We start from the raw sequence: 1683 nt of genomic DNA, 5'->3' as shown, positions 1-1683 counted from the left end.
GAATCATTTTAGAGAACATTAAATGAGCCTAATTATGAACCGTCTAATTTCCTCGGGTTTTACCGTTGCTTTGTCATTACTTGTAGTGGCATGTAGCTCACCCCACACGTTGGATGTACGCGTACACAAAGACAATTACAAAGAAGTGGTTGTAGAAGAAGCGATATCAGTAAAAGAGCCATTGCGTATGTGGGCGAGTGAGAACCCAGACTTCTTATACTCTCCAATCGATCAAACAACGCCAATTAAAGTGTCAGGTGAGCAACTAAATATCTTAGCTTTGTCAGGAGGCGGCGCGAACGGAGCCTTTGGAGCCGGTATTTTGATAGGGCTGGAAGAATCTGGCCAATTGAAAGACTACTCAATAGTTACTGGCATCAGTGCAGGAGCGCTAATGGCACCATTTGTATTCATCGGCGGAGATGCATTTCCGAAGATGAAGGAGGTGATGTTAAACATCAATGACAAATCAGTGCTCGGCAAAAAGAACTTTTTAAACACCGTGTTTAAAGATGCTTTTACTGACGGTAAAAACTTGAATCAATTTATCGCTCAGGCGTTCCCTGAACCGATGATCGAGCAAATTGCTGCGCGACACCGCAACGGTAAGCGTTTGTTTATTGGTAGCACACACTTTGATTCTGGAGAGCTTGTCATTTGGAATGTGGGCGCAATTGCAAATAGTGACATGCCAGATAAGTCTGAACTTATATATAAGGTTTTAGCAGCAAGTGCTTCTATTCCTGGAGTCTTCCCACCGCAGTTTATCAATGTGAAGTACGAAGGTAAAAGTTATGAAGAACTTCACGTCGATGGTGGTTTAGCCGCTCAAGTATTTTTCAATCCATCTAACTTCGACTATCAGCAGATCTCAGATGCTCTTGGGTTAGAAAAACCACCACAGCTCGATGTTATTCGAAATGGAGCACTGAAAGCGCCGTACCACTCGCTGAGAGATAAGGGTCTAGATTTAGTAGCAAAGAGCGTATCAAGCCTGACTCTTGCTCAAACACGTGGTGATTTATATCGAATGAAATACATCTGTGAAATCAACAACATTGATATGCAATTTACTTACATCGAGCACGACTTTGGTTACGCCAAACGAACCAAAGACATGTTTGATGAACACTATTTATTAACCATATACGAATATGGTTATCACAAAGCAACTCAGGGCAAACCTTGGGTAACAGAATTACCTTAATTTAGGGATATCGTAAAATGAATAAAACAGTTTTAGCGCTACTTATCATGGCAACGTCTAGCGCTGCCATGGCACAAAATGTGACCTCAATGGAACAGCAAAAAGTCGATAACGACATGCTACAACTGGCCGACGTTCAACAAGAAGCGGCGTTGTTCATGGTTGAAGAAAATTCAGACTACGTGGAGATTGACTACATTGGTCAGTGGGTTGACGTGAACAATTACGTCACACACAAAGAAGCTAAAGAACGCCAGCTTCAAAAGACCACCAAGAAATACATTTACTCGCAAACAGGTGAAACTCTAGAATCCATCGAGCAGCGAATTGCTGAGCATATTCAAGTGGACCAACCTAGATATTTCAGTGTCGATGTTTACCGTAATTACCACGGTGATTCTGGGGACTTTAACTATCTAGCTCGAGTTATCGAATACATTTAAGTTATTCGTTTGACATCAACGATAAAACCTACT

2 protein-coding genes are annotated in these 1683 nt (G+C 41.7%); both read left to right on the top strand.

The annotated features are described in order from the left end of the window. Positions 1-34 precede the first annotated feature (34 nt). A complete protein-coding gene (locus tag AB4307_RS21910; RefSeq protein ID WP_017060058.1) occupies positions 35-1207 on the top strand; it encodes a patatin-like phospholipase family protein in 1173 nt (390 codons plus the stop codon). Positions 1208-1224: 17 nt separating this feature from the next. Beyond that, positions 1225-1650 (top strand): hypothetical protein, encoded by a 426-nt coding sequence (locus AB4307_RS21905; protein WP_102394485.1) that lies wholly within the window; start codon positions 1225-1227, stop codon positions 1648-1650. The last annotated feature ends 33 nt before the right edge of the window (positions 1651-1683 follow it).

This window comes from Vibrio sp. 10N.261.52.C2 (assembly GCF_041471425.1).
Lineage (GTDB): Bacteria > Pseudomonadota > Gammaproteobacteria > Enterobacterales > Vibrionaceae > Vibrio > Vibrio crassostreae_C.
Note: the sequence above shows the minus strand (reverse complement) of the source record. Positions and strands in the feature narration are given on the sequence as shown.

Bases quoted from the DNA above. Each gene is read 5' to 3' on its own strand.
- AB4307_RS21910 (WP_017060058.1), top strand. From the start codon at position 35: ATGAACCGTCTAATTTCCTCGGGTTTTACCGTTGCTTTGTCATTACTT.
- AB4307_RS21905 (WP_102394485.1), top strand. From the start codon at position 1,225: ATGAATAAAACAGTTTTAGCGCTACTTATCATGGCAACGTCTAGCGCT.